Genomic DNA, 23,703 nt, shown 5'->3' on the forward strand with positions numbered 1-23,703 from the left:
CGGTCACCCCTCCATGCGCAGGTTCGAGGGCAGGACCGTGTTCGTCACCGGGGCCGCCCGCGGCCAGGGCCGGTCGCACGCCGTCCGGCTGGCCCGCGAGGGCGCCGACGTGCTGGCGGTCGACGTCTGCGCGCCCCTCGGCACCGTCGCCTATCCGCTCGCCACCCCGGCCGACCTCGCCGAGACCGCCCGCCTGGTCGAGGCCGAGGGCCGCCGGGTGGTTCCCGCGCAGGCCGACGTCCGCGACGCCGACGCCCTGGGAGCCGCGGTGGCCGACGGCGTCGCGCGCCTGGGTGGTCTCGACGTCGTGCTCGCCAACGCCGGCATCGGGCTCATGGACCCGGCCGCCGACCCCCGGCAGGCCTTCCGCGACCAGCTCGACGTCAACCTCGTCGGCGTCTGGAACACCGTGCACGCCGCCGTGCCGGTCCTGGTCGAGCAGGGCCGCGGCGGCGCCGTCGTGCTCACCAGCTCCGCCTTCGGCCTGACCGGCCGCGGCGGCGACGGCAGCGGCGGGGGTGACGGGTACGTGGCGAGCAAGCACGGCGTCGTCGGGCTGATGCGCACCTTCGCCACCTGGCTGGCGCCGCACGGCATCCGGGTCAACTGCGTGAACCCCTCGGGTGTGGCCACGCCGATGGTGCTCAACCCCGCCGTCGAGGCGCTGTTCGGCGGCCCCCTGACCGAGGACGGAGACGGCGGCGGCGGCGGCAAGGACCCCGACGACGTCGCCAACCTGCTCGACGTGACGCTGGTCGACCCCGGGGACGTGAGCGCGGCGGTGGCCTTCCTCGCCTCCGACGAGGCGCGCTACGTCACCGGGGTGGCCCTGCCGGTGGACGCCGGCATGCTCGTGCGCTGAGCCCGGCGCGGCCCTCCCCGGCGGAGGGATATGGCGAGGTGTGACGACCCGAAGGGGTCAGCTGGTGAGTTTCGTCACCTGACAGGTGCGGAGTCGTGCGCGCACACTCGGAGACGTCCGGTAACCGGACGTTCACCGCCAGTGACATCTCGGCCTTCCCCGCCGACCCGATCGGGAGTCCTCCTGATGTGCGTACACACCACCCCGTGCCCCGACTCCACCAGCGACGCGCGTGACCTCGCGGCCGTCGTGAGCAGTCACCCCGAGCAGGGCTGGAGCCTGCTGTGCAACGGCGTCGTCCTCTTCGACGACGACGGCGAGCTGCTCCCCGACGGCAGCGCCGTCGCCGACCACCACGAGTGGCGCGCCCCCGGCCTCGTCCCCGCCTGAGACGAGGAGCCCCCCACCACTCGCGGTGGGACCCCGCGGGCAGGCCACGGCACGGCGCCCGTCCCCTGCCCCGGGACGGGCGCCGCGGTGTGCCGGGGCTCAGGCGAAGGCCGCGGCCCCCGCCTGCTCGAGCAGGCCGGCGAAGGCCGCGGCGTCGGGCGCCGCGTCGCCGGGCCCCGCGGTCTGGCTCAGCACCACCGCGCGCGGGCCCTCGACGGCGATGCCGACCAGCGCGGTCATCTCCATGCCCCCGCCCGAGACCGTCACCTGCACCGCGCCGCTGTCGGCCCCGACGGCCGGCACCTGCACCTGCGTGAGCGCGACGGTGGCGTCCCACCCGCCCGGGCCGTCCACGGTGACCGAGGAGCAGGCGGCGACGAGCTCCTCGACCGGCAGCGCCAGCCCCTCGAGCTCGGGGGCCTCGGCGATGACCTGGTAGGTGTGCACCGCATCGGTGTGCGCGGCCTGCGCGGCGACCGCCGGGTCGGCGGCGTCCTCGGCCGGCATCGGCAGCGACTCCACGAAGTCCGCGCACGAGGAGGGCGTCACGGCGACGTCGTCGAGCCAGGCGTCGTGGTCGCCGTCGCCATCCCCGTCACCGTCGTGGTGCCAGCCGCCCCAGCCCCAGCCCCAGCCGCCGTGCCAGCCGTCGTGCCAGCCGTCGTGGTCGCCGTCGTGATCGTGGTCGCCGTCGAGGCGGACGACCTCGGCGTCGGGGCCGAACGCCTCGGCGGGCAGCAGCCGGCCGGCCAGGTCGGCGGCCGCGCCGTCGTCGGGAGCGGGGTCCTCGGTCGGGGTGGGCGCCGGGGTCGGCTCGGGGGCCTCCTCGGTGGCGGCCGCGGGGCTGACCGCGCCCGGCCCGGCCGCCTGGTCGTCCGCGCCCCCGTCGGAGCCGCCGCACGCGGCGAGCAGCACCGCGCCGCTCGCCAGCAGCGCCGCGCACGCGCCCTGCCGCACCCGATCCCGCGTTCTCCTCAGCGCCATGCGGCGATGCTCCTCCCCCGGCCGTGACGGCGTCGACGGGCCAGAGGTCGGAACCGGACCACGACCCCGGGCGTTGGTCGGCGGTCCGCCGTCGCCGTCGCCGGAGGTGCCCCGTGCCCACCGCCCTGCTGACCCTCCCGTCCCCCGCCGCCCAGGCCGAGCGGCTCGTCGCCGCCGGCGCCCACGAGCGCGCGGGGTTCTCCGCCGCCGAGCTGCGCGGTCTCGCGGCCAGCGCACCCGACGACGGCCTGCTGGTCCTGGCGCCGTCGCTGCTGCCGGCCTCGGCGCTCGCCGGCCTGCTGACCTGGCGGGACCGGCCGGTGTTCGTGGTCGTGGACATGACCGACCTCGACGACTTCGCGCCGCTCGCCGACGCCGTCCCGCCCGCGCCGGCCTACGCCCTGTCCGCCCCCGACCGCGGCGACGCGTACCGCAACTGCACGCCCGACGAGTCGCTGCCGCGGATCCGCGCGGCCGGGCGGACGCCGCTGACGGTGACCGAGGGCCTGACCTGGCTGCTGCAGTGCCCGGACCTGCTCGAGCGCAACGCCTGCACGATGACCGTCGGCTCCCGGCTGCGGCGGGCCAACGGCTCCCTGGACGCGCGGACGCCGGCGCTGTGGATCAGCAACGGCACCGGCCGCGACGGCCGCGAGCGACGCGGCGCGGCGAAGGTCGGCTGGTGCTGGGCGGGCAACCGGCACACCTGGCTGGGCATCGCCTCCGCCGCCGGCCGCACGCCGCTCTCCTGACGCGCGGGATCTGCACACCCGGGCCTCTCGTGGCGCCGAACACCTCGGGTGTGCAGATCCCGCGGGCGGCTACGCGGGGGCGCCGACCACGTCCGCGGCGGTGCCCAGGTCGTCGGGGGCGCCCTCGCCGCGGTCGGGCACGTGCGTCCGCGGCTCGTGCGCGGGCTCCGGATCGGCGAAGGCCTCCGGCGGCGGGCACGAGCAGACCAGGTTGCGGTCGCCGAAGGCCTGGTCGATGCGGCGCACCGGCGACAGGTAGCCCCGGGTGGTCAGCCGGGAGACCGGGAAGACCGCCGTCGACCGCGGATAGGGCCGCTCCCACTCGCCGGCCAGCATCTTCAGCGTGTGGGGGGCGTTGCGCAGCGGGTTGTCCTCGCGGTCGTACTCGCCGCTCGCCACCTTCGCGATCTCGCCGCGGATGGTGACCATCGCCTCGACGAACCGGTCGAGCTCGGCCCGGTCCTCGCTCTCGGTGGGCTCGACCATCAGCGTGCCGGCCACCGGGAAGCTCATCGTCGGGGCGTGGAAGCCGAAGTCGACCAGCCGCTTGGCGACGTCGTCGTTGGTGATGCCGGTGGCCTTGGTCAGCGGCCGGAGGTCGAGGATGCACTCGTGGGCGACCAGGCCGCCCGCGCCGGTGTAGAGCACCGGGAAGTGCTCGCGCAGCCGGGCGGCGAGGTAGTTGGCGCCCAGCACCGCGTGCTCGGTGGCGCGGGTGAGCCCGTCGGGGCCCATCAGCCGCAGGTAGGCCCAGGAGATCGGCAGGATGCCGGCCGAGCCGAACGGCGCCCCCGACACCGCCGGCCCCTGCCCGCCGGTCTCGACCAGCGGGTGGCCGGGCAGGAAGGGCACCAGGTGCTCGCGGACGCCGATCGGGCCGACGCCGGGGCCGCCGCCGCCGTGCGGGATGCAGAACGTCTTGTGCAGGTTGAGGTGGCTGACGTCGGAACCGAACCGCCCCGGGCGGGCCAGCCCGACCATCGCGTTGAGGTTGGCGCCGTCGACGTAGACCTGCCCGCCGGCGTCGTGCACCGCGGCGCAGATGTCGCGGATGTCGGTCTCGAACACCCCGTGCGTCGACGGGTAGGTGATCATGATCGCGGCCAGCCGGTCGGCGTGCTTCTCCACCTTCGCGCGCAGGTCGGCGAGGTCGACGTTGCCGGCCTCGTCGCAGGCCACCACGACCACCCGCATGCCGGCCATGACCGCGCTGGCGGCGTTGGTGCCGTGCGCCGAGCTCGGGATGAGGCAGACGTCGCGGTGCGTCTCGCCGCGGGAGGCGTGGTACCCGCGGATGGCCAGCAGCCCGGCGAACTCGCCCTGCGAGCCGGCGTTGGGCTGCACGCTCACCGCCGCGTACCCGGTGATCTCGGCCAGCCAGGTGCACAGCTCGTCGATGAGCTGCCGGTAGCCGCGGGCCCGGTCGGCGGGAGCGAAGGGGTGCAGCCCGGCGAACTCCGGCCAGGTGATCGCGGCCATCTCGACGGCGGAGTTGAGCTTCATCGTGCACGAGCCCAGCGGGATCATCGTGCGGTCCAGTGCCAGGTCCTTGTCCGACAGCGCGCGCAGGTAGCGCATCATCGCCGTCTCCGAGCGGTGCGCGGAGAAGACCGGGTGGGTCAGGTAGGGCGTGCGGCGGCGCAGCCCGTCCGGCAGCGCGTCGGGGCCGTCGTCGTCGAGGAGGGCCTCGTCGGCGGCCACGCCGAACGCCTCGGCCACCTGCCGCAGGATCTCCGGCGTCGTCGTCTCGTCGCAGGCCGCCGCGACGGTGTCGGCGTCGACCCGCCGCAGGTCGATGCGCCGCTGCGCGGCGGCGGCGACCACCTCGTCGGCCCGGCCGGGCACCCGCGCCTGCACCGTGTCGAAGAACGACCCGTGGACGACGTCGACCCCGCCGGCGCGCAGCCACCCGGCCAGCGCCAGGGCGCTGCGGTGCACGCGGGCGGCGATGGCGGCCAGGCCCTCGGGCCCGTGGTAGACGGCGTAGGCGCCGGCCATGACGGCGAGCAGCACCTGCGCGGTGCAGATGTTGCTGGTCGCCTTCTCGCGGCGGATGTGCTGCTCGCGGGTCTGCAGCGCCAGCCGGTAGGCGACGTCGCCGTCGGCGTCGACCGACACCCCGACCAGCCGGCCGGGCAGCTGCCGGGCCAGGCCCTCGCGCACCGACAGGTAGCCGGCGTGCGGCCCGCCGTAGCCCAGGGGGACGCCGAAGCGCTGGGTGCTGCCGCAGGCGACGTCGGCGCCCCACTCCCCGGGCGCCTCGAGCAGCGTGAGGGCGAGGACGTCGGCGGCGACGACGACCGACGCCCCGGCGGCGTGTGCGGCCTCGGCCAGCGCCCGGTGGTCGCGCACCGCACCGCTTGCCCCCGGGTAGGACACCAGGACGCCGAACGCGCCGGCCTCGGGCAGGTCGGTGGGCCACCCGCCGGACAGGTCGGTGACGTGCAGCCGGATGCCCAGCGGCTCGGCGCGGGTCCGCAGCACCGCGAGGGTCTGCGGCAGCGTGTCGGCGTCGACGACGAAGACGGCGTCGGGCTTGGCCCGGCCGGCGCGGCGTACCAGCGTCATCGCCTCGGCGGCGGCGGTGGCCTCGTCGAGCATCGACGCGCCGGCGACCGGCAGGCCGGTGAGGTCGGCGACCATCGTCTGGAAGTTGATCAGCGCCTCGAGCCGGCCCTGGCTGATCTCGGGCTGGTAGGGCGTGTAGGCGGTGTACCAGGCCGGGTTCTCGAGGATGGTGCGCTGGATGACCGCCGGGGTGACCGTGCCGGAGTAGCCCAGCCCGATCATCGGGACGCTCACCTCGTTGGCGGCGGCCCGCTCGCGCAGCTCGGCGAGCACGGTGGCCTCGTCGGCGGCCGGGGGCAGCGAGAGCTCGTCGCGGTCGCGCACCGCCTCGGGCACGGTCGCGTCGACCAGTGACTGCAGCGAGTCGTACCCGACGACCTCGAGCATCGCGGTGACCTCGTCGCCGCGCGGGCCGATGTGCCGGCCGGCGAAGGAGCCCGCGGGGCTCAGCGAGCGCAGTGACGGGAGGGGGCCAGCAGCATCCGGCATTGCCGCGACGCTACCAGCGGCGCGGCGGCCATCCCGCACGGTGGGACGGCCTCGGGAGCGGAGATCGGCGTCTGTGGCGTCCGCTGGGGTCTTCCACGTACTCCTGGGGTGCTGCAGGACCCCAGGAGCGCGAGGACGACCCCAGGAGGCACCGGCGGTGGGCCCGCACGCACCGAGGGGGCGCCCCGCGGATGCGGGACGCCCCCTCGGGACGGATCAGCTCGAACTCAGGCGGGCTGGGCGCGGCGCCGTCGGCGCATCGCCAGCTCGTCGTCGGCGGTGTGCAGCGGCGCGCCGTCGAGCCGCTCGGCGGGCAGCTCGGCCAGCTCGCCGGACAGCTCGCGCAGCGCGCCGGACACCGCGATGCCGAAGACCCCCTGGCCGCCGGCCAGCAGGTCGACGACCTCCTCGGCCGAGGTGCACTCGTAGACCGTCGCCCCGTCACTGAACAGCGTGACGTTGGCGAGGTCCTTGATGCCCCGGTTGCGCAGGTGGTCGACGGCCTTGCGGATGTTCTGCAGCGACACCCCGGTGTCCAGCAGTCGCTTGACCACCTTGAGCACGAGGATGTCGCGGAACGAGTACAGCCGCTGTGTCCCCGAGCCGGTGGCACTGCGCACGGACGGCGCCACCAGTCCGGTACGGGCCCAGTAGTCCAACTGCCGGTAGGTGATCCCGGCGGCGGCACACGCCGTAGGGCCGCGGTACCCGACGAGGTCGCTGTCGACCTCGTCGAAGTCCGTCGCCCCCACGGCGGCGTCGCTGAAGAGCTGACCCTGGGAGCCCTCGCTCTGGTCGCTCACGTCAGCGTCCTCCTTCGAGTCCCGCCACGGGCGCGGCGGAGCGTCCCGGAGTGCTCCCGCTTCCCCACGGGTCACACCGGTGTTGTCCGCGACCGTAAGCCGGGCCCCCAGGGCGGTCAACTGACGAGGGCGGCGTGTCGCCCCATCCACCCCGAGAGGGTGGTATCGGCAGGTCCGCGCCGGACTCCAGCGATCCGGGACGCGTGTGACGACCGGGACGGGAGTGGTCACACGCGTCCCGCGCGTTCAGGCGCCGCCGGAGCCCGAGCCGGCGCCGAAGTCCTCGGGCGAGATCTGGTCGAGGAACTCGCGGAACTTCTCGACCTCGTCCTCCTGCTCGTCGGGGATCTCGATCCCGACCTCGTCGAGCAGGTCCTCCGCGCCGTAGATCGGCGCGCCGGTGCGCACGGCCAGGGCGACGGCGTCCGACGGCCGGGCGCTGACGACGCGGTCGTCGCCGAACACGAGCTCGGCGATGTAGATGCCGTCGCGCATCTCGGTGATGTTGACCGCCTCGAGGGTGGCCCCCAGGGTGCGCACGACCTCGCGCAGCAGGTCGTGGGTCATCGGCCGCGCCGGGCGCACGCCCTGCTGCTCGAAGGCGATGGCCGCGGCCTCGACCGCCCCGATCCAGATCGGCAGGTACCGCTCCCCCTGCGTCTCCTTGAGCAGCAGGATCGGCTGGTTGCCGGGCAGTTCGACCCGGACCCCGACGACTCTGAGTTCCTGCACGGTGTTGCTCCCTCAGCTGCGGCGGTACGGGTGGGCGCCGGTGCGCGGCGGGCGACCGGTCCGGCGGCTGGGTCCACCGTACGCCGGAGTCACGGGCGCAACAGGTCCCGGAGGCGTGCCTCCAGCAGCGCCCGGTGCAGTTGCGCCGACAGCGCGGCGAGCTCGGCCAGCTGCTCCCCGGCCCGCGTGCGGGCGTCCTCCGAGCGCGACCGCAGGACCGGCGCCAGCAGGGACTCCACCAGCGCCGCCTCGCGCTCGGCGCCGTTGCGGAACACCCGCAGGTGCCGCGGCTCGATGCCGTGGCGGGCCAGCCCGGCGGCCGCCTGGGCGATCGGCAGGTCGGCGGCGGGGTGCCGCCCGTCGGCGTCGGGGGCGAGCACGCCGAACTGGACGCAGTCGGCCAGCTGGGCCGGCGTCAGCCCCGCCGCGCGGGCGAACTCACCGGCCTCCATGGGCCCCGCGACGGCGGCCGGGACGTCCTCCGGGGCCTCCGTGGGGGCCTCCGTGGGGGCCTCTGTGGGGGCCTCTGTGGGGGCCGCCGGCCCGCCGGGCACCGGCTGCCCCCGGTCGAGGGCGTCGAGGTGCTCCTTGATGACCCGCAGCGGCAGGTAGTGGTCCCGCTGGGCGGTGAGCACGTACCGCAGCCGGTCGACGTCGGCCCGGGAGAACTTCCGGTACCCCGACGGCGTCCGCTGCGGAGCGACCAGCCCCTCCCCCTCGAGGAACCGGATCTTGCTGATGGTCACGTCCGGGAAGTCGCCGCGCAGCGCCGCCAGCACCGCCCCGATGGTCAGTCGGGGGGTGCGGGCGTCGGCGGCGCCGTCCCCGGACGCGCCGGCGGGCGCACCAGGCAAGGGACCAGCGCCCCCGGTCAGCGGGTGGCGGGCTCGCCGGTGCGCGGGCCGGTGAGGTAGACGAGGCGGAACTTGCCGATCTGCACCTCGTCACCCCCGGCGAGGGTCGCGACGTCGACCGGCTCGCGGTTGACGTAGGTGCCGTTGAGGCTGCCGACGTCGTGCACCGAGAAGCCGCCGCCCTCGCGGTGGAACTCGACGTGCCGGCGGCTGACGGTCACGTCGTCGAGGAAGATGTCGCTGTCGGGGTGCCGGCCGGCGGTGGTGACGTCCTGGTCGAGCAGGAAGCGGCTGCCGGCGTTGGGGCCGCGCTTCACCACGAGCAGGGCCGACCCGGCGGGCAGGGACTCGACCGCGCCGGCGTGGGCGTCGGCGGACGGCTCGGCCGCCTCGGGGACGTCACCGGTGTCCTCGCCGCCGACCTTGGGGATCACGCTGGTCGACTCACCCACGCGCTCCTGGGAGAGGGCGGCGCCGCACTGCGCGCAGAAGCGACTGCCCTCGGGGTTGTCGTGGCCACAACGAGTGCAGTGCACGTCTGTCTCCTCCGGTGCAGGGGGCACCGCCGCGGGCGAGGGGGTCTGCCGCGGGCGGCCGGCGGACGACGGAACCGGACGGTGCCGTCGCGGGTCGGCCGCCGTGCGGGGCACGGCGGGCCGTTGGTCATGGAACCAGCGGTGGTCCCGAGGGTCAACCGGACGCCGGGGTGGCGTCACAGCAGTCCCACGAGGCCGCTCGGGGGCCGGTCGGCGCCGGTCCCGAGGCGAGCATAGTGATCGGCCCGGGGTCCCCGACCGGCCCGGGGGGTGCGGTCAGGACGCGTCGACCAGTGCCTCGTACGCGGCGGCGTCGAGCAGGTCGGCGGTGGGGTCCCCGCCGTCGCCGGCCACGGTGACCTCCACCAGCCAGCCGTCGCCGTAGGGATCGGCGTTGATGGTCTCCGGGGCGTCGGAGAGCGCCTCGTTCACCGCCGAGACCGTGCCGGCCACCGGCGAGTAGACGTCGGACACCGACTTGGTCGACTCGACCTCGCCGATCGCGTTGCCGGGGCCGACCTCCTCGCCGACCGCCGGCAGCTGCACGAACACGATGTCGCCGAGCGCGTCCTGCGCGTGGTCGGTGATGCCGATCCGCACGACCGTGCCCGACCCCCCGCTCCCCTGCACGAGCGCCCACTCGTGCTGGTCGGTGTAGCGGCGGTCGTCCGGGGTGCTCATGCGGCGTCGTCTCCAGGGTCTCGGGGGGATGTCTCGGGCCGGCGCCGCGTCGGGCGGTCAGTCGCCGGAGTCGGGCCGAGCGTATTGAGGCTCGTCGAGCGGCCGCAACGCGTCCACCACGACGCGGTCGCGCTGCTCGATCTCGACGCTGCCGCCCTGGCGTCCCACCCGGTCGACCACGCCGCCCGGGATGCTCATGGCCGTCTGCAGGTCCTGCGGGGAGCCGATGACGACGACCTCGTAGGGCGCCGTCACCGCCCGGCCGTCGATCTGCAGGTCGCCCGGGGTGCCGGTGACGGCGGTGGAGACGCCGATGCGCACGCCGTCGATCTGCATCGTCTCCGCGCCCGCGCCGCGCAGCTCCTGGATCGCGTCGAGCAGGTCGGCCACCCGCACCTGCCCGTCGGGGTCGCGGATGGTCATCACCAGGCCGGGGCCCTCGGCGGCGACGGTGCCGTTGAGGATGGCCAGGGCGTCGGCGCGCTCCCGGGCGTCCTCGAGCGCGGCGTCCGCGCGGCTGTCGGTGTCGGACAGCTCGCGCAGCGCGCCGCGCTGGTCGGCGATCTGGGCGCGCAGCCGCTCCTCCTCGAGGTCGAGGTCGTCGAGGATGGCGACGAGCTCCTCCTCGCGGGCGCCCTCGAGCGCCTGGCCGGTGTCGGTGCTGCGCACCTGCACGGCGATGGCGAAGCCGAGCAGGACGGTGAGGACGGCGATCAGCGAGGCCGCCACGAGCCCCTGACGCCCCCGCGAGGCGGGCGCCGGGACGGGCGCGGGAGCGGGCTCCTCCGGCGGCGCCTCGGCGACCTCCTCGGCGGGCGGGTCCGGCGGCGCCACGTCGTCCCGGCGCGGCGGCTCGTCGTCCCGGCGCGGCGGCTCGTCGTCCCGGCGCGGCGGCTCGTCGTCCCGGCGCGGCGGCTCGTCGTCGGGACGCGGGGTGTCGCTCATGCCCGGAACAGGTGCCGGCGGATGGCCGCGGCGTTGCCGAAGATGCGGATGCCGAGGACGACGACGACCGCCGTGGACAGCTGCGCGCCGACGCCGAGCTGGTCGCCGAGGAACACGATCAGCGCGGCGACGACGACGTTCGACACGAACGAGATGACGAACACCTTGGCGTCGAAGATCCCGTCGAGGCGCGCGCGGGCACCCCCGAACACCGCGTCGAGGGCGGCCACCACGGCGATCGGCAGGTAGGGCTGCAGCCACAGCGGGACGGTGGGGTCGAGGAACAGGCCGAGGGCGATGCCCACGGCCAGGCCGATGACGGGGATCACCGCTCAGTCCCCCGCCCCGCCGGCGGCGGCCTCGGCCGGCTGGCCGGTGAAGGGGACGGCGGATCGCAGCTCGGGGACTCCCCCGGCGGGAACGGACAGCTCGTCCTCCTGGGCGAACTCGAAACGCAGGCCGTAGGACTCCGAGATGACGGCCAGGGCGTTGACCTCGGGGCTGGCCAGGAACCGCGACCGGAGCTCGTCCGGGTCGCCGATGGCGCTGATCAGGTACGGGTTGGTGACCGGGCGGAAGTCCACGAGGACCGCCTCCCCGGCGAAGCGGATCGCGGTGGTGGGGCCCAGCCGCTGGTCGTTGATCGAGACCGCCTCCGCGCCGGCGGCCCACAGCGCGTTGACCACCAGCTGCAGGTCGCCGTCGCGGACGTCGCCGCTGCCGTCGTCGCCGGTGCCGCCCACCGGGTCGGCGTCGGCGTCGGGCTCGGCGTCGGCCAGGGTGACCAGCAGGCCGGGGCCGGTGACGGTGTCCAGGCCGGCGGCGAGCTCCGCGGCCTCGAGGTCCTCGATCGCCCGCTGGCCGACGGCGCTGGCGGCCAGGGCGCCGTCGCGGGCCTCGGCGACCTGCCCGCGCAGGTCCTCGAGCTCGGCGGAGAGGTCGTCGGTGGTGGCCGACTGGGCGCCGATGTCCTCGACCAGCGCGCCGCGCACCGCCTCGCGCCCGGCCTCGCCGGAGGCGGCCTGCGCGTAGGTGACGGCGAACAGCAGCCCGGCGAGGGCCATCGTCAGCGCGACCGCCAGCGCGCCCGGGCGGCGCCGGCCGGCCGCGGGCGGGTCGCCGGCGGCGCGGGCCTTCTCCTCGGCGGCGCGGGCGTAGGCGGGGTCGAGGGTCTCGGCGAGCACCTGGTCGAGCAGGGACGCGCCCATGGAGCGCACCCCGCCGCCGCGCGGGGGTGCGGCCGGCCCGGTGGCCGTCACGGCGCCGGGCGGGCCTCCGCACCCGCCCCGGGCCGGGTCCCTCCCGGCGTCCCGGTCCGCTCGGCGCGCACGATCCCGGCGACCTGGACGACGTAGAACAGGCCCGACAGCACGTAGAGCGCGCCGCCCCAGATGGTGAACGCCCAGGCCGCCGGCTGGACCCACGCCAGCCAGGCGCCGGTCGCGTCGTCGGCCAGGAGCAGCAGCGGGAAGGCGTAGAGCAGGTTGAACGTGGCCGCCTTGCCCAGGTAGTGCACCTGCAGGGGCTCGTAGCGGTAGTGGCGCAGGACGAGCAGCATCACCCCGAGCACGACCTCGCGGCCCACGAGCACGACCACCACCCACAGCGGGACGACGTCGCGCAGCACGAAGGCGATCAGCGTCGCGATGATGTAGAGGCGGTCGGCGGCGGGGTCGAGCAGCGCGCCGAGCCGGCTGGACTGGCCGAGGACCCGGGCGAGCTTGCCGTCGGCCCAGTCGGTGACGCCGGAGACCATGAGCACGGCGACGGCCCAGCCGTCCTCGTGCGGCCCCAGCAGCAGCCACAGGAACAGCGGCACGCCGAGCAGCCGCAGCACCGACAGCGCGTTGGGCACCGTCCACACCCGGTCGGGCAGCTCGTTGCGGTCGGTGACCCGGGGCTCCCCCACCACCGGGGACACCGGAACCGCGGCCGACGGCCCCTGCGACGACGTCACTGCTCCTCCACCCCGCTGCACACCGTGCCCGAGGCTAGTCGACGGACCCCGTCGCTCCCCGCCACTCGGAGGCCCGTGGCGGGCCCCTCACCGGGGGCCGCCGTCAGGCGGGGACGAGCAGTGACGGCGGGGCCGGCTCGTGGCCGAGCGGGCGCCGGCTGAACGACCCGGTGCCGTGGCTGACCGAGCGCAGCGCGCCGGCGTAGCCGAGCAGCTCCATCTCGGGGACCTCGGCGCGCACGGTGGTGCGGTCCCGGTCGGGGTCGGCGTCGCTGCCGGTGACCCGGGCACGGCGGGAGGACAGGTCGCTCATGACCGCGCCCACGTGCTCGGCGGGCACGACCACCTCCACCTCGCACCACGGCTCGAGCACGCGGGTGCCCGCGGCCGCGGCCAGCTCGCGGACGGCCAGCGCCCCGGCGGACTGGAAGGCGGCGTCGGAGGAGTCCACCGAGTGCGCCTTGCCGTCGACGAGGACGAAGGCGACGTCGACCAGCGGCCGGTCGTCGTGGACGCCCTTGGCGCACTGGGCGCGGACGCCCTTCTCCACGCTGCCGTGGTAGTTCGTGGGCACCGCCCCGCCGACGACGCGCTGGGCGAAGGTGACGCCGGACCCGGGCGGCCCGGGCTCGGCCTCGACCACGACGACGGCGTACTGCCCGTGGCCGCCGGACTGCTTGACCAGCCGGCCGGTGGCGCGCGCGGGCCCGGCGAGCGTCTCCACCATGGGCACCCGCACCGGCACCGTCGTCACCGCGACGCCGTGGCGGGTGCGCAGCCGCTCGAGCAGCACCTCGCCGTGGGCCTCCCCGACGCACCACAGCAGCAGCTGCCCGGTGTCGCGGGAGCGCTCGACGCGGACGGTGGGGTCCTCGGCGGCCAGCCGGGTCAGCGCCGGGCCGAGCCGGTCCTCGTCGGCGCGGGAGGCGGCCTCCACCGCCACCGGGTGCTGGGGCACCGGCAGGTCCCAGGGCGGCACCAGCCGCGGGTCGCCGGGCGAGGAGAGGGTGTCGCCGGTCTCGGCGGAGGTCAGCCGGGCGACCGCGCAGACGTCCCCGGCCGGGCAGGCCGCGACCGGCCGCAGCGCCGACCCCAGCGGGGAGGAGACCGCGCCGATGCGCTCGTCGGCGTCGTGGTCGGGGTGGCCGCGCTCGGCGCCGCCGTGCCCGGAGACGTGCACCGGGGTGTCCGGGCGCAGGGTGCCGGAGAACACCCGCAGCAGGGAGACCCGGCCGAGGTAGGGGTCGGTCGTCGTCTTGACCACCTCGGCGACCAGCGGGCCGTCGGGGTCGCAGGCCAGCGGCGGCGCCGGGGCGCCGTCGGGGCGGGTGACCGGCGGGCAGCCGTGCTCCTGCGGGGACGGGAAGCCGTTGACCAGCAGGTAGAGCAGCGAGTCCAGGCCGACGCCCAGCAGCGGGGCGGCGCACAGGACGGGGTGGAAGTGCCCGCGGGCGACGGCGGTCCCGAGGTCGCTCATGAGGTCGCCCTGCACGAGCTCGTCGCCGGCGAGGTAGCGCTCCATCAGCGCCTCGTCCTCGCTCTCGCCGATGATCCCCTCGATCAGCTCGCTGCGGAGCCGGTCGGCGTCCTCGGCCGCCGCACCCGGCTCGAGCAGGTTGACCACCCCGCGCACGGTGCCGTCGGGGGCGCGGTCGACCAGGTGCACGGGGTAGACGCCCGCGCCCAGCGCCGTCCGGCACAGCCGGACGGTCTCCTCGACGTCGGCCCGGGCGCGGTCGAGCTGGGTGACGACGACGGCGCGCGGCATGCCGACCGCGGCGCACTCCTCCCACAGCTGCACGGTGGAGGCGTCGACGCCGCTGACGGCGGAGACGACGAACAGCGCGGCGTCGGCGGCGCGCAGCCCGGCGCGCAGCTCGCCGACGAAGTCGGGGCTGCCGGGGGTGTCGAGCAGCGTGATCCGGGTGCCCTCGTGCTCGACGGTGGCCACGCCGAGGGTCACCGACCGCTGCTGGCGCGCCTCGACGTCGTCGCTGTCGAGGCAGGTGGTGCCGTCCTCGACGCGGCCGGCGCGCGGGAGGGCGCCGGTGGCCACGAGCAGCGCCTCGGCGAGGGTCGTCTTGCCGGCGCCGGCGTGGCCGACCAGCGCCACGTTGCGCACCCGGGCCGGCTCCCGCGGCTCCGGTGCCGGGACGACGTCCCTACCCACGGCGGCCGCCGGGCCGGTCGCTGGCCTGGCTGGGGATGCGCACGGGGACCTCCCGGGCCGAACGGGATGTGGTGTGCCTCACACCCTGCCCCTGGACGCGCGGGCTGGGCAAGCCCCCGGGACTCAGTCGTCCGGGATGTCGGCGGCCGAGCCCACGAGGACCTCCCCCGGGCTGCCCGACCACCCCGCCGGGGCGACGTCGGCGACCACCACGGTGACGTCGTCGCGGGTGCCGGCGGCCAGGGCGGCCATGACCAGCCGGGCGGCCGCGGCCGCGGGACGGCGCTCGGCGCCCAGGACCCGCTGCAGCGTCCCGGCCGGCACCACGCCGGACAGGCCGTCGGAGCACAGCAGCAGGCGGTCGCCGGGCTCGGCGGCCACGGCGATCAGGTCGGCCGGGCCGGGGTCGGCCGAGCCGCCGAGGGCGCGCAGCAGCACCGAGCGCATGGGCGAGACGGCGGCCTCCTCGGGGGTGAGGTCCCCGGAGGCGACGAGGGCCTGCACCAGCGAGTGGTCGGTGGTCAGCCGGGTGAGGACGCCGGCGCGCAGCAGCAGGGCGCGGCTGTCGCCGACGTGGGCGACGACGACCCGTCCGTCGCGGGCGAGCACGGCGGCGGTGCAGGTGGTGGCCATGCCGGCCAGCGCGGGGTCTGCGGCTGCCGCGCGGACGGCGGCGTCGGCGGCGGCCAGTGCCCCGGCGAGGCCGGCGTCGGGGCCGGCCTCGGTGCCGTCGGCGCGGGCGGCGGCCGCGCGGCGGGTGACCTCGGCGACGGCGAGGCGGGCCGCGGTGGCCCCGCCCCGGTTGCCGCCCACGCCGTCGGCGACCACGAGCAGCCCGGGGCCGGCGTACCCGGCGTCCTGGTCCTGCCCGCGGGGGCCGGCGAGGGAGACCGCAGCGGGGTCGAGGACCAGCCGGTCGAGCCCGCCCCCGGCACGGGCGCGGGCCGGCCGGCCGCCGGGTGCCTCGGCCGCGGGGAACCACGGCAGCGGCGTCGACGGGGCGGTCACGGGCGACATCCTGGCCCGCGCCGGGCCGGGCGGGAACGCACCGGGGCGCGGGCCGGACTCAGCCGACCGTCGTCCCGGCGTCGGCGGCGGCGGTGTGCGCGGTGACCGCCGCGGCGAGCTGTCCGTGCACCACCGGCGGCAGCGCGTGCCCCATGCCCGGCACGGTCACCAGGCGGGCGCCGCCGATGGTCGCCGCGAGGTGCTCGGCGTGCGGCGGCGGGTTGACCGGGTCCTCGGGCGCCTCGACGACCAGGGTGGGCACCCGCACCCCGGCCAGCTCGGCGCCCCGGTCGAGGCCCGACTGGTCGGCGAGGGCGTGCGCGACCGGGCTCGCGACGGTGCCGGCGTGCGCCATCGCCCGTTCCTCCTGGGCGCGGTACCAGGCGGCGTCGAAGGGCAGCGCGCTCCCCGACAGCAGCCGCCAGTGCTCGACGCGCCAGTCCAGCTCCGCCTCGCGGTCGCGGTCGGCCCCCATCGTCTGCCAGTAGGCCAGCAGCTCGGGCGCGGGGCCGGGCAGCGCGCCGGTGCCCGCGACGTCGGCCAGGCCGGCGCCGAGCGCGGAGGTGGCCAGGACCGTGGCGCTGCGCAGCCGGTACGGCGCGTCGAGGAGCAGCAGCTGCACCAGCGTGCCGCCCATCGACATCCCGACGACGTGCGCGCGGTCGATCCCCAGGCCGTCGAGCACCGCGACGGCGTCGGCGGCGAGGTCGCGGATCGCGTAGGGCGCCCGGTCGTACGCCGCCGTGCTGCGCCCGGTGTCGCGGTGGTCGTAGCGGATCACCCGGTGCCGGGCGGCGAGCAGGTCGACGAGCTCCTCCGGCCAGCCCAGCGCGCCGGCGTTGGCGCCCATCACCAGCAGCAGCGGGGGCGCGGCGGGGTTCCCGCGCTCCTCCACCCACAGGTCGATCCCCTCGGCCACGCTCACCCGGTGCTCCGTCGTCCTCACGCGGCGCAGCCTGCCGGTCTCCGCCGCGGGCCGTCGAGCCGGGTGCGGGGAGACTGGCGCGGGGAGACTGGTGCGGTGACGAGCACAGGGAACGGGCACGCGGCCGGCCGCGACCAGGAGACCAGCCGGGCGCACGCCGTCCCCCGCGAGGCCGCCGACGGGCCGCCGCCGTGGGTGGCCGCGTGCGGCACGCCGGTCGCCGTCGTCCAGGGGGCGTGGAACGGCCGCCGCGGACTGGGCGCCGACGACGTCTGCCCGGAGTGCCGCCGCCTGGTGCCGGCGTAGCCGCGCCCGTCCTGGCTCACCGTGGAGCGTCCTGGCTTCCCGTCGACGCCGAGCCAGGACGCAGCACGATCAGGTCACCTGATCGTGCGCGGGGCACCGCGGGGGCCTCGGCGTCGTCGTCCTCGGTGTCGTCCTCGGTGTCGTCCTCGGTGTCGTCCTCGGTGTCGTCGTCGAGTTCGGCGACCGTGGCGCCGGGCAGCCGCACCGTGACCACCGTCCGCCCGGGCCGGCTGTCCACGCCCACCGTGCCGCCGTGGCCGGTGACGACGGCGGCCACGATCGCCAGGCCCAGGCCGGTGCTGCCGCTGGCCCGCGAGCGGGAGGCGTCGCCGCGGGCGAACCGCTCGAACACGCCGGGCTGCAGGTCGGCGGGGATGCCGGGGCCGTCGTCGGCGACCTCGAGGACCGCGGTGCCGTGCTCGGCGCGCAGCCGGGTGGTCGCGGTGGTGCCCGGCGGGGTGTGCGTGCGGACGTTGGCCAGCAGGTTGGCCAGCACCTGGTGCAGCCGGGCGGCGTCGCCGGGGACCACGACGGCGGCGGCGGGCAGGTCCACCCGCCAGCCGTGCTCCGGCCCGGCGGCGTGGGCGTCGCTGACGGCGTCCATGACCAGGCCGGTGAGGTCCACGGTGTCCACCGCCAGCTCGCGGCCGGCGTCGAGGCGGGCGAGCAGCAGCAGGTCGTCGACCAGGCCGGACATCCGCACCGCCTCGGCCTCCACCCGGCGCAGCGAGGCATCGGCGTCCTCGGGCAGCCCGCCGCGCCGGCGCACCAGCTCGGTGTAGCCGCGGATGGAGGTCACCGGGGTGCGCAGCTCGTGGCTGGCGTCGGCGACGAAGCGGCGCAGCCGGGTCTCCGAGGCCTGGCGGGCGGCGATGCCGGACTCCACGGAGTCCAGCAGCCGGTTGAGCGCGGCGCCGACCCGGCCGACCTCGGTCCGCGGGTCGGTGTCGGCGGCCGGCACCCGCTCGGCCAGCCGCACCTCGCCGCTGGACAGCGGCAGCTCGGCGACCCGCCCGGCGGTGGCCGCCACCCGGTGCAGCGGGCGCAGCGTGCGGCCCACGACCAGCGACCCGACGGCGCCGGCCGCCAGCAGCCCGAGCAGGCCGGCGACCGCCTCGACGGCGACCAGCCGCGCCAGCGCCGACTCGGCCGAGGCCAGCGGGAGGCCGGTCACGATCCGCCCGCCGTCGCCGGCCGCCGTCGCGACCACCCGGTAGTCGCCGAGCGGCCCGAGGTCGACGGTCCGGGCACCGCCGTCGGCGGGGACGTCGGCCAGCGCGGCGGCCTGCTGCCCGCTGAGCGCCTCGCCGTCGCCCCCGGTCCCGATGACGGCGGCCTCCACGACGGCGCCGTCGACCACCCGGGCGCCCAGCGTCCCGTCGCCCTGGCCCGGGACCAGCAGGAAGTCCGGGCCATCGCCGAGATCGTCGCCGAGATCGCTGCCGGGATCGCCCTCGGGCCCGCCGTCGGCGTGCGCCGACCGGTCCACGGCGCCGGCCAGCCGCTCGTCGACCTGGCCGAGCAGCTCCCCGCGGACCGCGGCGGTGGCGGCGGTCCCCACGACGGCGAGGACGACGGCCAGCGGCACCAGGAAGACCCACAGCAGCCGTCCCCGCAGCGAGCGGGGTCCGCCTCGCCCCGCCCGGGCCCGCGTGCTCATGCCGTCACGGTGGGCGGCGAGGCTGGCCGTTGCCTGGACGCCGGGCGGGAGTCGGCTGGGGAACGCGCGGCGCGCGCTGCTGGACGCCGCCGCGCCTGTCATCGTCGTGCCGGTGAAGACGCAGTCCCCTCCTCCCGCGCCCCGCACGGCGGACGCCGGCGGCCTGACCGCGGCCGAGGCGCGGGCGCGGCACCGCCGCGGGGAGGGCAACGTCGCGGTCAGCGCCGGCTCGCGCAGCTACGGCGTCATCCTGCGCACCAACGTCTTCTCCTTCTTCAACGTCATCCTGTTCACCATCGGCGCCGCGCTGCTGGCGCTGGGCCGCTACAGCGACGCGTTCACCAGCGTGGGGCTGGGCCTGGTGAACGCCGCCATCAGCGCGGTGCAGGAGATCCGCGCGAAACGCAAGCTCGACCGGCTGCAGCTGCTGGCGCGCGGCACGGTGACGGTGGTGCGCGACGGCGCCGACACCGAGGTGCCGCCGGAGGAGGTGGTGCGCGGCGACGTGCTGCGGCTGGCCCCCGGAGCGCAGGTCGTCGTCGACGGGCCGGTGCTCGACGGGCGGGTCGAGGTCGACGAGTCCCTGCTCACCGGCGAGTCCGAGGCGCTGCCGAAGGCGCCCGGCGACGACCTGCTGTCGGGCTCGTTCGTCGTCGGCGGCCGGGGCACCCAGCTGGCCCGCGACGTGGGCGCGGCGTCCTACGCGGGGCGGCTGACCGCCGAGGCGCGGCGGGTCACCACCGACAGGACGCCGCTGCAGCGGCGGATCGACTTCGTCGTCCGGCTGGTCATGCTGCTGGTCCTGCTGATGAGCGTGACGATCCTGGCGCAGGCCGCGCTCGAGGGGTTCACGCTCGTGCGGACGGTGCAGACCACCGCGGTGCTCTCGGGTCTGGTGCCCTACGGGCTGTTCTTCCTCGTCGCTGTCGCCTACACGGTGGGCGCGGCCAAGAGCGCCGGGCGCGGGGCGCTGGTGCAGCAGGTGAACGCGGTGGAGTCGGTGATCAACGTCGACGCCGTCTGCACCGACAAGACCGGCACGCTGACCACCGGGCGGCTGTCGCTGGCCGAGGTGCGCCCGGCCGGGGACCTCCCGGCCGGGGTGGTGGAGCGGCTGCTCGGGTCGATGGCCCGCAGCACCGCCGCGGGCAACCTGACGACGGCGGCGCTGGCGCAGGCGCTGCCCGGGGAGGCGGTGCCGGTGGCCGAGGAGGTGCCGTTCTCCTCCGCGCTGCGCTGGAGCGCGCTGCGCACCCCCGACGCCGTGCTGGTCCTCGGCGCCCCCGACACGCTCGCGCCGCGCCTGGCCGGCCCGCCGCTGGGCGCCCCGGTCCGCGAGCTGACCGCGCGGGGGCTGCGGGTGCTCGTCCTCGCCCGCGCCGACCGCGACGCGCCGCTGCGCGACGGCGCCGGCCGCGCCCGGCTGCCCGCGCTGGAGCCGCTCGCCGTCGTGGCGCTGGCCGACGAGCTGCGCCCCGACGTCGTGGAGACCCTCGCCCGGCTCACCGCCGACGGGATCGCGGTCAAGGTCGTCTCCGGCGACGACCCGGCCACCGTGGCCGCGCTGGCCCGCCAGGCCGGGCTCGAGCCCGGCGATCCGGTGGCCGGCCCGGCGCTGGAGGGGCTGCCGGAGCCGGAGCTCGACGCCCTGGTGGACCGGACGACGGTCTTCGGGCGCATCGCCCCGGAGCAGAAGGAGCGCCTGGTCGACGCGCTGCGCCGGCAGGGCCGCTACGTCGCCATGGTCGGCGACGGCGTCAACGACGCCCGGGCGCTCAAGCGGGCGCACGTCGGCGTGGCGATGGCCAGCGGCAGCGCGGTCACCCGCGACGTCGCCGACATCGTGCTGACCGGCGACTCCCTGGGCGCGCTGCTGCCCGCCGCGCACGAGGGCCGCCGGATCATCACCGGCATCAGCACCTCGATGCAGGTGTTCCTGGCGCGGGTGGGCACGCAGGGGCTGGTCATCCTCGCCGTCACCATGCTGGGGCTGGGCTTCCCCTACTCGCCGGCGCAGGTCGGGCTCACGCTGCTCACCGTCGGCGTCCCGACGCTGTTCCTCACCGCCTGGGCCCGCCCGCAGGCACCCGACCCGCACCTGCTCACCACGCTGTGGCGGTTCGTCGTCCCGGCGATGCTGGTCACCGCGGCCGCCGGCGTCGCGGTCTACACCCGGCTCTACACCGGCCTGCTGGAGGGCCTGAGCGACGCGGACCTCCCCCCGTTCGTGCGCACCGAGTTCGAGGACTACACCGGCCTGTCCTCCGACGACGTCGGGTTCGCCGAGGCGGCGGCCACCATCGGCGCGCAGACCGGCCTGTCGACGTTCGTGTCCTACGCGGCGTTCCTGCTGATCCTCTTCCTCAAGCCGCCCAACCGGTGGTTCGCGGCGTGGACCCGGCCCGACGGCGACCGCCGCCCCGCGCTCCTGGTGGTCGCGCTCGTCGTGGTGTTCTCCGCCGGGCTGATGTGGCCGACGTTCACCGACTACTTCGGCCTCACCGAGGCCGCCGAGCCGGTGTTCGCCACCGTGCTGCCGGCGCTCGTGCTGTGGTTCGCCGTGCTGACGGCGGTCTACCGGCTGCGGCTGCTGGAGCGGGCGCTCGGCCTGACCGGCGCCCTCAGCCCGCCGCCGACCCCGGCGGAGCGGACCCCAGCAGCTCCGCGAGGGTGAGCCGGGCGGCGGCCGGGCGGTCCAGGACGAGCGCGGCGTCCGGCGGCGGCCCGGCGGCCAGGTAGCGGTCCCAGCGGCCGGCGTGGCGGCGCATGCGGTTCTCGGGGATGCGGCGGCCGCGGATCCGCTGGCCCTCGGCGGCGTCGCCGGCGCTCACGTCGATGAGCACGACGCGGACGGCGCGGCCGGCCAGGCGGGCGGTGCCGAGCACCACGGGGCGCCACCAGCGGCTGGTCCACGGGTCGGCGAGCACGACCACCGGCGCCGTGCCGGCGGTCGCCCGCAGCACCCGGAACCGGTGCCGGGCGTGCACGAACGGGCGCACGAACCGGTAGGGCACGGAGGCGGAGGTGCGCCAGCGGGCGGCGACGTCCTCGGAGTCGACGGCGGTCACGCCCGGGACGCCGTCGCCGAGCAGCCGGCGCACCATCGTGGTCTTGCCGCTGCCCGGGAGCCCGCCGACGACGACCAGCGAGCGCGCCGGGACGGCACCCCGCCCGTCGGGCGCGGTCGTCGGCAGCGTGCTGGTCACGGGGTCCTCCTGTCGGGGCGGGGCGGCGGACGCTACCCGCACGGTTCCCCGCCTGGCCGGTCCGCGGGCGCGGGCCGGGATGCACTGCGGCGCCGCCCTCCCCAACGGAGGACGGCGCCGCGGAGTGCCGGGACGGTCAGTCCCCGTCGGGACCGCCGCGGCCGCCGCGGGGGCCGTCGAGGTCGACGTCGGTGCTCTCGACCAGGTCGGTCAGCCGGGTCTCAAGGTCGGCGGCGCGCTCGTCGGCCTCCTCCTGGGTGAGCCGGCCGTCGGCGACGGCGTCGTCGAGGCGCTCCTGGGCGGCCTGCAGCAGCGCGGCGACGAGGTCGTCGACGGCCACCCCCCGGTCCCCGGCCACCGTGGCGAGGCTGGCGTCGTCGGCCTCGAGCGCGGTGCGCAGGTCGTCCTCGGACAGACCGAGGGTGTCGGCGGCGACGGAGAGGTCCAGGCCCCGGCCGGGGCCGCCGTGCCCGTGGCCGCCGCCGAGGCCGGCGTCGCCGAGCGTGGTGGCCACCTCGTCGGCCTGCTCGGAGGTGAGCGAGCCGTCGTCGACCAGGCCGGCGAGGGCGTCGCGGATGCGCTCCTCGGCCGAGGGGGCCGAGGTCGCGGTGGTCGTGTCGTCGTCGGCCACGGCCGGGACGGCGAACGCCAGGCCGCCGACGGCCAGGACGCCGGCCGTGGTGGCGAGCACGATCTTCTTGCGCACGGGAGTTCTCCTCGTTCGGGCGGCCGGCAGGTCCGGCCGTCGTCTGCGACCCTCGGACCGCTTCCTGTGGCGGGCCTGGCAGGCGGCCGTGGCGGGACTGTGGACTGCGGAAACACGCTGTTCACCGCCTCGGCCGGAAAGTGGTCCACGCTGGGGGCGTGAGCGTCGTCCGACCGCCGTCCCCGCGTCCGCGCCGGGGTCCGCTGCGCCGCCTCGTGGCCGCCGCGCTCACCGTCGTGCTCGCCTCGGTGCTGGTGGTGACCACGACCGGCCTGGTGGTCGTGCTCCTGGTCCGGGGAGGGTCGGAGGGGTCCGTGCCGGGGGGATCGATGGGCGGGACCGTCGACACCGTGCCGGTCCCCGGCCTGCAGCCGTTGGGCCGGTCCGAGGCGCCTCCGCCCCCGGTCCGCCCGTCCCCGACCGCGCCCCCGCCCCCGCCGGTGGACGCCGCCGCGGTGCTCGCCGCCGTGGACGCAGCGGCCGCCGGGGCGCGCGGCACGGTGGACGTCGTCGTCCTGGACGCCGCCGGGCGGCCGCTGGTGACCGGCGCCTCCGCCGGCGAGGTCCGCTACACCGCCTCGCTGGTGAAGCTGCTCGTGGTCGGCCGGCTGCTCGCCCTCGAGGCTGCCGGCGCGCTCGACCTGGGCGAGGGCGACCTCGCGCTCATGGAGCGCGCGATCGTGCGGTCCGACGACGGCGCGATGAGCACCCTCTGGGACCGGTGGGGCGGCGCCGCGCTGGTCACCGCCGCCGCGGCCGAGGCGGGGCTGACCGCGACCGCACCGCCGGACGTGGCCGGCCAGTGGGGCGAGGCGACGACGAGCGCGTCCGACGTCGCCGTGGTGCTGGCCGGGCTGGCCGCCGCTCCCGGGCGGCAGCCGGCCGCGACGCTGCTCGGCTGGCTGCGGGCCACCTCGGCGAGCGCGGCCGACGGCTTCGACCAGACCTTCGGCCTGCTCCAGGGGACGGCGGGCGTGGCGGCCAAGCAGGGCTGGATGTGCTGCGTGGACGGCCGCCGGCAGGTGCACTCGGCCGGCGTGCTCCCCGACGGGCGGGTGGTCGTGCTGCTCGGGGACTTCCCCGCCGCGACGTCGTGGGGACGCGCGCGCGGCGCCCTCGACGCGGCCGCCGCGGCGGTGCTCGGCGCCCTGGGCTGAGTCCGCCCTTCC

General features: G+C 77.0%; 23 protein-coding genes. 6 read left to right on the forward strand and 17 right to left on the reverse strand.

Annotation, left to right across the window (positions count from 1 at the left end):
- Positions 1 to 13: 13 nt before the first annotated feature.
- Together FN207_RS12440 and FN207_RS12445 are read left to right on the forward strand one after the other, a co-directional pair.
- Complete coding sequence (locus FN207_RS12440; protein ID WP_142458820.1) at positions 14 to 862, forward strand: mycofactocin-coupled SDR family oxidoreductase; 849 nt, start codon at positions 14 to 16, stop codon at positions 860 to 862.
- Between the two features lie 186 nt (positions 863 to 1,048).
- On the forward strand, positions 1,049 to 1,252 hold the full coding sequence (locus tag FN207_RS12445; protein WP_142458821.1) for a DUF5999 family protein: 204 nt from the start codon (positions 1,049 to 1,051) through the stop codon (positions 1,250 to 1,252).
- Between the two features lie 99 nt (positions 1,253 to 1,351).
- On the opposite strand, the gene FN207_RS12450 is transcribed toward FN207_RS12445, so the two are convergent.
- Positions 1,352 to 2,236: a hypothetical protein gene (locus tag FN207_RS12450; RefSeq protein ID WP_142458822.1), complete on the reverse strand. Its 885-nt coding sequence runs from the start codon at positions 2,234 to 2,236 to the stop codon at positions 1,352 to 1,354.
- Positions 2,237 to 2,349: 113 nt separating this feature from the next.
- Between FN207_RS12450 and FN207_RS12455 the strand changes: the two genes are divergently transcribed.
- Positions 2,350 to 2,988: a DUF5701 family protein gene (locus FN207_RS12455; RefSeq protein WP_246066011.1), complete on the forward strand. Its 639-nt coding sequence runs from the start codon at positions 2,350 to 2,352 to the stop codon at positions 2,986 to 2,988.
- Positions 2,989 to 3,057: 69 nt separating this feature from the next.
- Here the strand turns inward: FN207_RS12455 and gcvP are convergent, their stop codons facing one another.
- The 13 genes from gcvP to FN207_RS12520 all read right to left on the reverse strand — a co-directional run bounded on the left by gcvP (position 3,058) and on the right by FN207_RS12520 (position 16,677).
- Positions 3,058 to 6,045 (reverse strand): aminomethyl-transferring glycine dehydrogenase, encoded by a 2,988-nt coding sequence (gene gcvP, locus FN207_RS12460; RefSeq protein WP_142458823.1) that lies wholly within the window; start codon positions 6,043 to 6,045, stop codon positions 3,058 to 3,060.
- Between the two features lie 227 nt (positions 6,046 to 6,272).
- Complete coding sequence (locus FN207_RS12465) at positions 6,273 to 6,848, reverse strand: MerR family transcriptional regulator (protein ID WP_142458824.1); 576 nt, start codon at positions 6,846 to 6,848, stop codon at positions 6,273 to 6,275.
- A 246-nt stretch (positions 6,849 to 7,094) separates the two neighbouring features.
- Positions 7,095 to 7,580 carry a bifunctional nuclease family protein gene (locus FN207_RS12470; RefSeq protein ID WP_142458825.1) on the reverse strand — a complete coding sequence of 162 codons (486 nt, stop codon included), beginning with the start codon at positions 7,578 to 7,580 and terminating at the stop codon, positions 7,095 to 7,097.
- 89 nt (positions 7,581 to 7,669) lie between these two features.
- On the reverse strand, positions 7,670 to 8,434 hold the full coding sequence (gene ftsR / locus FN207_RS27305; protein ID WP_142458826.1) for a transcriptional regulator FtsR: 765 nt from the start codon (positions 8,432 to 8,434) through the stop codon (positions 7,670 to 7,672).
- A 17-nt stretch (positions 8,435 to 8,451) separates the two neighbouring features.
- Positions 8,452 to 8,970: an oxoglutarate dehydrogenase inhibitor Odhl gene (gene odhI / locus FN207_RS12480; protein WP_185938311.1), complete on the reverse strand. Its 519-nt coding sequence runs from the start codon at positions 8,968 to 8,970 to the stop codon at positions 8,452 to 8,454.
- Between the two features lie 276 nt (positions 8,971 to 9,246).
- A complete protein-coding gene (gcvH, locus tag FN207_RS12485; RefSeq protein WP_142458828.1) occupies positions 9,247 to 9,651 on the reverse strand; it encodes a glycine cleavage system protein GcvH in 405 nt (134 codons plus the stop codon).
- A gap of 57 nt (positions 9,652 to 9,708) precedes the next feature.
- Entirely contained in the window at positions 9,709 to 10,596 is an 888-nt protein-coding gene (locus tag FN207_RS12490; RefSeq protein WP_142458829.1) for a DUF881 domain-containing protein, read from the reverse strand.
- Positions 10,593 to 10,925, reverse strand: coding sequence for a small basic family protein (locus FN207_RS12495; protein ID WP_110006551.1), 333 nt, complete (start codon positions 10,923 to 10,925; stop codon positions 10,593 to 10,595). Before FN207_RS12495 ends, FN207_RS12490 begins: the two co-directional genes overlap by 4 nt.
- A gap of 3 nt (positions 10,926 to 10,928) precedes the next feature.
- Positions 10,929 to 11,855 (reverse strand): DUF881 domain-containing protein, encoded by a 927-nt coding sequence (locus FN207_RS12500; RefSeq protein WP_246066013.1) that lies wholly within the window; start codon positions 11,853 to 11,855, stop codon positions 10,929 to 10,931.
- The gene (clsA, locus tag FN207_RS12505) at positions 11,852 to 12,553 is read right to left on the reverse strand and encodes a cardiolipin synthase ClsA (RefSeq protein ID WP_246066014.1); all 702 of its coding nucleotides are present in this window, start codon (positions 12,551 to 12,553) and stop codon (positions 11,852 to 11,854) included. The genes FN207_RS12500 and clsA overlap by 4 nt, the downstream gene beginning before the upstream one ends.
- A gap of 103 nt (positions 12,554 to 12,656) precedes the next feature.
- Positions 12,657 to 14,723, reverse strand: coding sequence for an elongation factor G-like protein EF-G2 (locus tag FN207_RS12510; RefSeq protein WP_142458830.1), 2,067 nt, complete (start codon positions 14,721 to 14,723; stop codon positions 12,657 to 12,659).
- 123 nt (positions 14,724 to 14,846) lie between these two features.
- The gene (locus FN207_RS12515) at positions 14,847 to 15,731 is read right to left on the reverse strand and encodes a PP2C family protein-serine/threonine phosphatase (RefSeq protein WP_185938312.1); all 885 of its coding nucleotides are present in this window, start codon (positions 15,729 to 15,731) and stop codon (positions 14,847 to 14,849) included.
- A 58-nt stretch (positions 15,732 to 15,789) separates the two neighbouring features.
- Complete coding sequence (locus FN207_RS12520; protein ID WP_221888165.1) at positions 15,790 to 16,677, reverse strand: alpha/beta fold hydrolase; 888 nt, start codon at positions 16,675 to 16,677, stop codon at positions 15,790 to 15,792.
- 75 nt (positions 16,678 to 16,752) lie between these two features.
- Here FN207_RS12520 and FN207_RS12525 point away from each other — a divergent pair, with 75 nt between their 5' ends.
- Positions 16,753 to 16,962 carry a hypothetical protein gene (locus tag FN207_RS12525; RefSeq protein ID WP_142458832.1) on the forward strand — a complete coding sequence of 70 codons (210 nt, stop codon included), beginning with the start codon at positions 16,753 to 16,755 and terminating at the stop codon, positions 16,960 to 16,962.
- 16 nt (positions 16,963 to 16,978) lie between these two features.
- Here FN207_RS12525 and FN207_RS12530 read toward each other — a convergent pair whose 3' ends face one another.
- Positions 16,979 to 18,622, reverse strand: coding sequence for a sensor histidine kinase (locus FN207_RS12530; RefSeq protein WP_142458833.1), 1,644 nt, complete (start codon positions 18,620 to 18,622; stop codon positions 16,979 to 16,981).
- A 112-nt stretch (positions 18,623 to 18,734) separates the two neighbouring features.
- Between FN207_RS12530 and FN207_RS12535 the strand changes: the two genes are divergently transcribed.
- Positions 18,735 to 21,296: an HAD-IC family P-type ATPase gene (locus tag FN207_RS12535; RefSeq protein ID WP_246066015.1), complete on the forward strand. Its 2,562-nt coding sequence runs from the start codon at positions 18,735 to 18,737 to the stop codon at positions 21,294 to 21,296.
- Here the strand turns inward: FN207_RS12535 and FN207_RS12540 are convergent.
- Positions 21,244 to 21,828: an AAA family ATPase gene (locus FN207_RS12540; protein ID WP_142458834.1), complete on the reverse strand. Its 585-nt coding sequence runs from the start codon at positions 21,826 to 21,828 to the stop codon at positions 21,244 to 21,246. The genes FN207_RS12535 and FN207_RS12540 overlap by 53 nt on opposite strands.
- 136 nt (positions 21,829 to 21,964) lie before the next feature.
- On the reverse strand, positions 21,965 to 22,534 hold the full coding sequence (locus FN207_RS12545; protein WP_142458835.1) for a hypothetical protein: 570 nt from the start codon (positions 22,532 to 22,534) through the stop codon (positions 21,965 to 21,967).
- A 158-nt stretch (positions 22,535 to 22,692) separates the two neighbouring features.
- Here FN207_RS12545 and FN207_RS12550 point away from each other — a divergent pair, with 158 nt between their 5' ends.
- The gene (locus FN207_RS12550; RefSeq protein ID WP_142458836.1) at positions 22,693 to 23,691 is read left to right on the forward strand and encodes a serine hydrolase; all 999 of its coding nucleotides are present in this window, start codon (positions 22,693 to 22,695) and stop codon (positions 23,689 to 23,691) included.
- Positions 23,692 to 23,703: the final 12 nt, after the last annotated feature.

It is taken from the genome of Geodermatophilus aquaeductus (genome assembly GCF_900182545.1).
In the GTDB taxonomy this organism is placed as follows: Bacteria; Actinomycetota; Actinomycetes; order Mycobacteriales; family Geodermatophilaceae; genus Geodermatophilus; species Geodermatophilus aquaeductus.

What these genes read in the sequence shown, in the direction of transcription:
- FN207_RS12490 (WP_142458829.1), bottom strand. Translation starts at nt 10,596, where the DNA reads ATGAGCGACACCCCGCGTCCCGACGACGAGCCGCCGCGCCGGGACGAC.
- gcvP (WP_142458823.1), bottom strand. Translation starts at nt 6,045, where the DNA reads ATGCCGGATGCTGCTGGCCCCCTCCCGTCACTGCGCTCGCTGAGCCCC.
- gcvH (WP_142458828.1), bottom strand. Translation starts at nt 9,651, where the DNA reads ATGAGCACCCCGGACGACCGCCGCTACACCGACCAGCACGAGTGGGCG.
- FN207_RS12440 (WP_142458820.1), top strand. Translation starts at nt 14, where the DNA reads ATGCGCAGGTTCGAGGGCAGGACCGTGTTCGTCACCGGGGCCGCCCGC.
- FN207_RS12445 (WP_142458821.1), top strand. Translation starts at nt 1,049, where the DNA reads ATGTGCGTACACACCACCCCGTGCCCCGACTCCACCAGCGACGCGCGT.
- FN207_RS12530 (WP_142458833.1), bottom strand. Translation starts at nt 18,622, where the DNA reads ATGAGCACGCGGGCCCGGGCGGGGCGAGGCGGACCCCGCTCGCTGCGG.
- FN207_RS12450 (WP_142458822.1), bottom strand. Translation starts at nt 2,236, where the DNA reads ATGGCGCTGAGGAGAACGCGGGATCGGGTGCGGCAGGGCGCGTGCGCG.